At 46.7% G+C, this 8,567-nt stretch carries 9 protein-coding genes; 1 reads left to right on the top strand and 8 read right to left on the bottom strand.

The window, feature by feature from the left end; all coding sequences use genetic code 11:
* Window positions 1-368: 368 nt before the first annotated feature.
* The 8 genes from B9T16_RS22695 to B9T16_RS22660 form a co-directional block, all read right to left on the bottom strand.
* The gene (locus tag B9T16_RS22695; protein ID WP_410245849.1) at window positions 369-524 is read right to left on the bottom strand and encodes a hypothetical protein; all 156 of its coding nucleotides are present in this window, start codon (window positions 522-524) and stop codon (window positions 369-371) included.
* Window positions 518-1,135: a hypothetical protein gene (locus B9T16_RS22690; protein ID WP_410245850.1), complete on the bottom strand. Its 618-nt coding sequence runs from the start codon at window positions 1,133-1,135 to the stop codon at window positions 518-520. The genes B9T16_RS22695 and B9T16_RS22690 overlap by 7 nt, the downstream gene beginning before the upstream one ends.
* 276 nt (window positions 1,136-1,411) lie before the next feature.
* The gene (locus B9T16_RS22685) at window positions 1,412-2,107 is read right to left on the bottom strand and encodes a hypothetical protein (RefSeq protein ID WP_410245848.1); all 696 of its coding nucleotides are present in this window, start codon (window positions 2,105-2,107) and stop codon (window positions 1,412-1,414) included.
* A 47-nt stretch (window positions 2,108-2,154) separates the two neighbouring features.
* On the bottom strand, window positions 2,155-2,673 hold the full coding sequence (locus tag B9T16_RS22680; RefSeq protein WP_410245847.1) for a tetratricopeptide repeat protein: 519 nt from the start codon (window positions 2,671-2,673) through the stop codon (window positions 2,155-2,157).
* A 76-nt stretch (window positions 2,674-2,749) separates the two neighbouring features.
* On the bottom strand, window positions 2,750-3,844 hold the full coding sequence (locus tag B9T16_RS22675) for a phosphonoacetaldehyde reductase (RefSeq protein ID WP_315670298.1): 1,095 nt from the start codon (window positions 3,842-3,844) through the stop codon (window positions 2,750-2,752).
* A 151-nt stretch (window positions 3,845-3,995) separates the two neighbouring features.
* Window positions 3,996-5,120: a phosphonopyruvate decarboxylase gene (aepY, locus tag B9T16_RS22670; RefSeq protein ID WP_014273920.1), complete on the bottom strand. Its 1,125-nt coding sequence runs from the start codon at window positions 5,118-5,120 to the stop codon at window positions 3,996-3,998.
* Window positions 5,121-5,131: 11 nt separating this feature from the next.
* Window positions 5,132-6,430: a phosphoenolpyruvate mutase gene (gene aepX, locus B9T16_RS22665; RefSeq protein ID WP_410245846.1), complete on the bottom strand. Its 1,299-nt coding sequence runs from the start codon at window positions 6,428-6,430 to the stop codon at window positions 5,132-5,134.
* An 83-nt stretch (window positions 6,431-6,513) separates the two neighbouring features.
* On the bottom strand, window positions 6,514-8,133 hold the full coding sequence (locus B9T16_RS22660) for a tetratricopeptide repeat protein (protein ID WP_410245845.1): 1,620 nt from the start codon (window positions 8,131-8,133) through the stop codon (window positions 6,514-6,516).
* A 118-nt stretch (window positions 8,134-8,251) separates the two neighbouring features.
* On the opposite strand from B9T16_RS22660, the gene B9T16_RS22655 reads away from it, so the two are divergent.
* The gene (locus B9T16_RS22655; RefSeq protein WP_410245844.1) at window positions 8,252-8,377 is read left to right on the top strand and encodes a hypothetical protein; all 126 of its coding nucleotides are present in this window, start codon (window positions 8,252-8,254) and stop codon (window positions 8,375-8,377) included.
* The last annotated feature ends 190 nt before the right edge of the window (window positions 8,378-8,567 follow it).

Here is an 8,567-nt window from a genome sequence, read left to right as displayed (position 1 = left end):
TCGCTTTCTTGGGATTGTTCCTGGAGGAGTTRCCGGGTTTCTTGAAATTGGCGTTCGGTTTCTTTATGGGCTTCTGCCAGTTCCGCGAGCAGTCTCCAAACATCGTCAGCATTGATGGTCATGGGGGTTGTCCTCTGGGTTATTTCAATCATCCATTTTAGCTGCTCTCCACTACGTGATAGGTGCTACGCAAACGCGCTGGCGCCTGGCGATACGTCGCACTCCGACGCGCGCGATACTTGCCTACGCACACGCTACGCGATACGCCCTACGGGTACGCTACGCGATCGCACTTCTGAGACTCTAGGCGATCGCACCAGATATTTACCCCTGTCACTTCGCCCTACTAGCATATAAATTAAAATTTATCAATTACAAATAACCGATCGCTTTATTAAGGCAAACCGGATCTCCGGTGATACGCACTTCTGAGAATGTAGGCGATAGGTCGCACTTCCGAGAGGGTAGGCGATACTTCTGGCGGGCACGCTACGCGATCGCCAACTCTGGCTGTAATTTACCATTGGCGGGGACGGAATTTATCATCATTTAAAATCACGACGCTATCTCCTGACTGTGCCAAAACAAATAAGCCGCGACGGTAGCCATAGCGGGCGACTTCTTCGGGAACCACCATTCCGGCGACGGCTCCCATGGCTTTGACATCACTATAACGGGGCATTAACCGCTTGAATTTTTCGAGTCTTTCCAGGTGTTCGTCGATGTCGRTTTGGCTGAGTTTGCTTTTGACTTCGACTAATATGGCTTGGTCGCTGTTGACCACGAGCAAATCAATTTCTAGGGCTTCTCCAAAGCGTTTAACCGAGAGGTCGCCGTGAAATTCATTGACAGCAATTCCCCTTTTTTGAAACAGTTGGACGGCGGCGGGGCGTCCTGGGCATTCGACAAATTCTCCGAGGCGGTTTCCCAATTTGCCTAATTCCTGGTTGAGTTTTTCATTCTGTTGTTTGATGATTCGTTCGGTTTCCCGGAAGCGGCGATCGCTTTCTTGGGACTGTTCCCGGAAGCGGCGATCGCTTTCTTGGGATTGTTCTTTGAGGAGTCGTTCAGTTTCCTTTTGGGCTTCTATGAGTTCTCCTAGCAGCCTCCAAACATCGTCAGCATTGGTGGTCATGGGGGTTGTCCTCTGGGTTATTTCAACCATCCATTTTAGCCACTTTCCACTATGCGATCGCTTTCTGGTAAGATGCGATCGCACTTCCGAAAGGCTAGGCGATACTTCTGGCGGGCACGCTGCGCGAACGCACTTCCCAGAGAGTAGGCGATAGGTCGCACTTCCGAGAGGGTAGGCGATACTTCTGGCGGGCACGCTGCGCGAACGCACTTCCCAGAGAGTAGGCGATAGGTCGCACTTCCGAGAGGCTACGCGAACGCCAACTCTGGCTGTAATTTACCATTGGCGGGGACGGAATTTATCATCATTTAAAATCACGACGCTATCTCCTGACTGTGCCAACACAAATAAGCCGCGACGGTAACCATAGCGGGCGACTTCTTCGGGAACCACCATTCCGGCGACGGCTCCCATGGCTTTGACATCACTATAACGGGGCATTAACCGCTTGAATTTTTCGAGTCTTTCCAGGTGTTCGTCGATGTCGGTTTGGCTGAGTTTACTTTTGACTTCCACTAATATGGCTTGGTCGCTGTTGACGACGAGCAAATCAATTTCTAGGGCTTCTCCAAAGCGTTTAACCGAGAGGTCGCCGTGAAATTCATTGACAGCAATTCCCCTTTGTTGAAATAGTTGGACGGCGGCGGGGCGTACCTGCCATTCGACAAATTCTCCGAGACGGTTTCCCAATTTGCCTAATTCCTGGTTGAGTTTTTCATTCTGTTGTTTGATGATTCGTTCGGTTTCCCGGAAGCGGCGTTCGCGCAGCGTCTCGGAACGAGAATCGCTTTCTTGGGACTGTTCCCGGAAGCGGCGATCGCTTTCTTGGGACTGTTCCCGGAAGCGGCGATCGCTTTCTTGGGATTGTTCCTGGAGGAGTTGCCGGGTTTCTTGAAATTGGCGTTCGGTTTCTTTCTGGGCTTCTGCCAGTTCCGCCAGCAGCCTCCAAACATCGTCAGCATTGGTGGTCATGGGGGTTCCTCTCAGGTGTCTCAATCATCCATTTTAGCCACTTTCCACTATGCGATCGCTTTCTGGTAAGATGCGATCGCTTCCGACCACTCTTCCTGCTGGGCTAAAACCTGTCCTAGGTGAAAATATGACCATTTAGCAGTGGGATTGACGGCTATAGCTTGGCGGAAGGCTGTGACGGCTTCATCCCAACGCGCTAACTGGTGCAATGTTTCCCCTAGTTTTTGGTAAGCCCAATAGAAGTCTGGGTTGGGTTCAACTGCTTTGGGATTGAAATCTATGGCTTTACGGAAGCATCTGACGGCTTCCTCCCAACAATCTAACTTGTTCAGTGTTTCTCCTAGTTTTTGGTAAGCCCAATATAGGTTAGGATTTGATTTAATTGCCTTTTTATACGCGACTACAGCTTCTTCTAAACGCCCCAACTGCTCTAAAGCCTCTCCCAGCTTGTAATGAGACCAATGAAAAATTGGATGATGTGCGATCGCCTTCTCGAAAGCATCTACAGCTTCTTCCAGCTTGCCACTCCGCAGCAGTTGATTACCCCTAACTAAATCGCTAACCATATTGTCTGACTCCCAGATTAAAGCTATATATCAATGCAGGAGAGGTTATTGACCTTACCAAAACTGTAGATATTTGTCAAGTTGGCTCAGTCAAGAATGCTTCCACAATATCATCATTCAAGACTCCTTGGAAATTTCCTGCCCGCTCGGGGTGAAACATTTCGGCTTTGAGAGTCAGAATTTGTTCATCGGTGGCGTACTCATGCAAGTGCTGAAATAAATTGAGTTGATTTAACATTTTCTGAATTTGTTGCATTAAGGTTACTTGTTGGAGACAATTACAATTTTTGATGTAATACTCAATAATATTGGGCAATGTGAAGCTACAAGCTAAACCATGAGGAACATCAAAATGGCTGGTTAGGGGATAGGACATCGAATGAGCGATCGCCGTTCGGGTTTGACTAATAGCTAGACCCGCCAACAAACTCGCTTGCTGCATTTGGGCACGGGCTTGGAGATTTTGTGGAGAGTCCAATACCTGTGGCAAACTGTTTAAAGCCAAGTTCAGCCCTTGGGTAGCATAGGCGACACTGATGGGGGTTTGATTGTGATTCCACAATGATTCCAGGCAATGAGAAATAGCATCCAATCCTGTATAAAGGGTTTGCTTGGGGGGTAAGCTCAAAATTAACTCAGGGTCTAGTAAAGCCATCTTAGGAAAGACTTGATCGCCGACAATGGAATACTTTTTGTGGGTAGTTGCATCCCAAACCGTGGCAAATGGTGTAACTTCTGCGCCTGTGCCGGAAGTTGTGGGAATGGCAATCAAAGGCAGTTGACCTTGCCAGTGGTGTTTTTGGCCCTGACGTAGTACCGTATGCAAAGGTCGTTGTAGGGGACTAGGGAGGGTCACAGCTAGGACTTTGGCTGCATCAATGACACTGCCACCACCAACAGCCACCACTCCCTGAATATTAGTCTGGCGATATTGTGTGATCACATCTTCAAGATGGTCTAATTCAGGATTAGGTGTAACCCTGTGGTATACTTCCCAATCTGTCTGGGGTGTTAAGGCTTCGATGTGGGTGGTAAGACCCCGACGGTTAAAGCCATCTGTAGTGACCAGAAGCCATAGTCCTGGGGATAGGAGATCAGGCAGGGTGCTAAGTTGCCCAGCTCCGACCCTAATTTTTACAGGGTTGTAATGATTGTATGTTGGCATCATCATTTATTTTGGTTTCAATGTTCATCAAAATTAAGTCTCTAACTGATGGTTAAAACGCTCAATTTATGGTTAAAAAGTACGCTGCACCATTCTCGATTAAGCTAGTCATATAAGTGGCTTCAGAGCAGTTATTGGGTTCTAGTGATTCTATCTGTTAGCCATCGGTTGCCACTTTCATAAATGCTTGTTTATTTTGCTGTGGACTGCTAGTGGGTCGTCCCAAATTGTCGCGGGAACCGGCTGTAATGCGAATTTCCAGTAATACTGGACCATCGTAGGCAGATAAATCGTTCCAGGCTTGTTTAATGCCAGGTTGATCCGTAGCCTGTCGGTATTGTTGATAGCCACTGGCTAGGGCTACAGCTTTCAAGTCTAGCTGTCCGGCGACTGTGGGCTGGCCGCCAACCGACTCATGGGCGGCATTATTTAAAACAACATGAATCAGGTTTTTTGGTGCTAAACTACCAATAATCGGTACTGCGCCTAAGTGCATAAGTAAGGAGCCATCCCCATCGATACAGACCACCGATTTGCTGGGGTTTCCCAAAGCTACACCTAAAGCAATGGAAGCTGTATGTCCCATACTGCCAACAGTCAGAAAATCCCGTTGAGCTTCACCTCGTTGTTGGCGTAGCTCAAACAGTTCTCGGGAGGTTTTGCCCGTTGTAGATACTACTAAACTATCCCCCACTAGGGTTAAAAGCTCACCCAGGGCAGCTTCTCGCTTGAGGGAAGCTTTAAAAGACGGTGGCCGCTGGCTTTTTTGATAGGGGAAAAATGTGCCTTTCCTTACCAACAGAGCTACTGGGGCGTTGGTAGCTTGGATTTTGGTTAGAGCCTCTTGGATAATTTGCTGAAAATCACTGTGGCCATCTACTATCCAATAGGGAACCCCCAAGAGATCCAGTTGCCCTGGGGTAATGGCCCCTTGTTTAATGTGTTGTGGCTCGTCTTTTACCCCTGGTTCCCCACGCCAACCAATTATCATCACCAAGGGGATTTTGTACACCTGAGGGTCGGTAAGTGAGGTGAGAGGGTTAATGGTGTTCCCTAATCCTGAATTTTGCAAATATACTGCCCCGATTTGCCGGGTGGCTAGGTGATAGCCAGCCACTAGGGCGATCGCATTCCCTTCATTGGCGGTGATAATATGTTCCCCGGGCTGGCTATGGTCGTCTATATAGGCACAGAAGTCTTTGAGTAGGGAATCGGGAACACCGGCAAATAAATGCACGCCGGCTTGGTATAGAGTTGTATAAAAGGCTTGGGGGTCTATCATTTTTTGTAGTTTTACTTAGTTCCTGGAATAAGTTCTAGTATGTCTTTGATAGGCAACATTTGTGGCTCACACTCTTGAGCGCGCTGATGTTTTAAGATAGTTTGAGCGGTATTTACCATAGCTGGGTAAGCACTCCGCAAAAGCTGATTAGCATAGATAACTATGTTTACATCCTGGGCTTGCAGTTCCTCCTCATGACAACTGTTATAACTCGAAGGCACAGCGATCAGGGGTTTACGATTTTCTAAGCGGTTATAGTCTTGGCAAAATGCAAACACTTCATCAGGGGTTTTCTGACGGCTGTGAATCATGATGCCGTCGGCTCCGGCTTTAATGAAGGCTTGGGCTCGTTCTAAGGCATCATCGAGTCCCTTGCCTAAAATCAGGCTTTCGATGCGGGCAATCAACATGAAATCATCTGTGGTTTGGGCTTTTTTGGCTGCACGGATTTTTTGGCAAAAATTTTCGATGCTATCTTGGGTTTGGGGAACTTCCGTGCCGAATAGGGAGTTTTTCTTGAGACCGGTTTTATCTTCGACGATGACAGCGGAGACTCCTAACCTTTCTAGGGTGCGTACAGTGAAGGTAAAATGTTCCGTTTTACCACCAGTGTCCGCATCATAAATTATGGGTTTGGTGGTCACTTCGATGACTTCGTTAAGTGTGGTCATACGGGCAGATACATCAACGGCTTCGATGTCGGGTTTGCCTTTGGCTGTCGAATCTGTTAGGCTACTCGCCCACATCCCATCAAATTCTCGACGACCTTGGGGGGTTTCGATGAAAGTGTTTTCAACGATTAAGCCACTGAGGGCGTTATGGATATCTAGGAATCGCAGGAGTGGTTTGGCTTGCAGCATCCGACGCAGAGATTTCAGGCGTACTTCTGGAGTGGTGCCGATTTCCCGTAGGGCTTTGTTTAGTTGAGTTGAGGAGATACCTTTAGTATAGGGAACTTCGATGAGTTCGCCGCCCCACTCCTCTAGGGTTTCTATGACCCGCTGACGGGTCTCTCGCTGTACCCCTTCTCGCCAATCGTCCCCGTGAATGACGTAATCGGGTTTGATGCTGCGTAGGTTGGGAATATAATCCAGGGTGGTTTGGGGAATGACCTGACTTACTCCTTTGATGTTTTCGATCACTTCTCGCCGCTGCTCAAATGCCATGTAGGGGAGGCGTTTATAGCTGGCGATCGCTTGGTCAGTCAGTAGACCGACGATGACTTCCCCATACTGTTGAGCAGTTTTCAGGATGTTTAAGTGACCGGGATGAACTAGGTCGGCACTCATTCCAACATAGACTTTTTTCATTGATCTCTTCCTCAGTGCTGGGTATGGTTCTTTATTATTGACTTATTCCAAGACAGTATTTGCTCTAGGTGGGCTATTGTGTACTAACTGTTTTGGTCGGTGAAGCAATATTCAGGGAAAGCCTGTTCTATTGCCCTAATTTCTTCCTGATTTTCGTAGGTGTGATGTAAGTAAACATTCTTTTCCGATTCCCAGGGTTTGAAGTACTTGTGTGGTTCATGGGTGGTCAGGTCAAGACCCGCTTTTTGTGCCAGCTCTTGGCGATAAGTGTCTGACAGCACAAACTTTTCAAACTGTACTTTTAACACTTGGTTACTGGTGTTTTTGGTTTTTTCTTCATAGTCAGAAACTAGGCTATGATACTTGGAGTAGTTCTTGGTCTTACTCTTGATAAACCCACTAGCATCACCTAGATACCCTATGCTTTCTCGTTTCAGAGCCACAAAGTTGGACCTTGGGTCTCTAAATGTGCAGAATACTCTAGTATTCTTGAGACAGTCAACCATTCTGATATTCCCAATATGAATACAGTTGTTCAGCAAAACCACATCATAGTTATGATTGCCAGACTCGCCAGATAGCAAATTGGCAACATCATCAGCAAAAATTTTGAAATTGGCTAGAGTGTCGCCTTTTCCCGCAAGTAATGGAGAGGCGTTACCCATCAGCCTACTGACATTTTCCGAGTGAGTTTTGGTATTTGGACCTAAGCTGAATCTCCTAGCACCCCCCATAACTTTATAGTCCGATGAGTTCTTCATTGCTTTAAATCCTAAAAACGAGGTGAAAAATAATTCTAATAAACTTGGAAAGCAATCAGTTGAATTTAAAATACTATCATATAGTCCCAGTAGTGATGACTTGCCTTCCAAAAAACGGCTTTCACCCTTAAGCACTTTGATATTCTTGAATTCTCGGAAGTAATCATACAGGGCACTACTGCCACTCCACCCCATGCCTGACACCACTATTTTTTGGACAGTTCTGACGTTGCTTCGCTCAAATATATGACCCTGCTCCCGAGAATCACAGATTTTCTGGAACGCTTGAATCCAATTGGCGGATATCTCTGGTTCTTGAAATAATTCCTGGGCTTGTAAGGCGAACAGTTGTTTAGCCTCGATAAATTGACTATTTTTTGCGAGTTCAAAACAAGCCTGAAATTTTTTAGAAATCGCATCACTACAACCCTCCCAGAATTGCTGATGCTGGGCTTTTCCTTTTAAGACCTGTCCTGCTGCTGATCTTGCTTTTACGAAAAACTTGAAAGGGGATTGGGTTCCTTGTGAAGATAAGTAATATTGAAAGCTGTTTAAGGAACCCTGATAGTCCTTGGCTTCATAGAGAAACTCGGCGTTGATTTTGTGTGCTTCTACCAGAGATACAGATGATATCCGCTTAGGCTGAGAAGTTTTGCCCTTGAGCTGGGCTTGGTGTACTGCCCGAACGAACCCTAAACGAAAGTCACTTTGGTCGGGTTTTAAGACAAAGGCGCGCTGATAGGCGGTAATTGCTTCTTCTAAACGCCCCAACCTTTCTAAAGCCTCCCCCAGTTTGTAGTGAGACCAATGAAAAATTGGATGATGTGCGATCGCTTTCTGATAAGCATCTACAGCTTCTTCTAGCTTACCACTCCGCAGCAGTTGATTACCCCTAACTAAATCGCTGACCAATTCGCTGACTCTCCAGATTACATGATACATAAGGCACAACCCACTGTCCATTTTACCAAAGTGGTAGATATTTGTCAAGTTGCGTTAGTCTCGTGATATGGTATGATACTGGGATATGTCAGGGGGTGGGTGTGTTGGTAAGCTAGTTATGAGGAGTGGTCAAGGAATGAAGCGATCGCTCTACGCACAGGTGATCGCTTGTTTCGAGAAAGGGGGTTTTTTGAAAAAACGGGGTTTGTTAATTTCCTTTGGCTGCTCTGTAGATGATGGTTAATTTCATGGTAGATTATCCTTGGCTAGATTTTGTCAAGTACGGATAACCGAATACTTTATGGCGGGAAACCGATATAAGTGACGGTTGGAGTGGGGGGTGTCGAGGTGGTTGCGATCGCTGTTGATTGTTGATTATAATTATGGGAGCCGGGATTGTTGGGTTGATATGAACTATTCCTCTGCATTAGCTG

The organism is Arthrospira sp. PCC 8006 (genome assembly GCF_046480465.1).
Taxonomy (GTDB): domain Bacteria; phylum Cyanobacteriota; class Cyanobacteriia; order Cyanobacteriales; family Microcoleaceae; genus Limnospira; species Limnospira platensis.
Note: the sequence above shows the minus strand (reverse complement) of the source record. Positions and strands in the feature narration are given on the sequence as shown.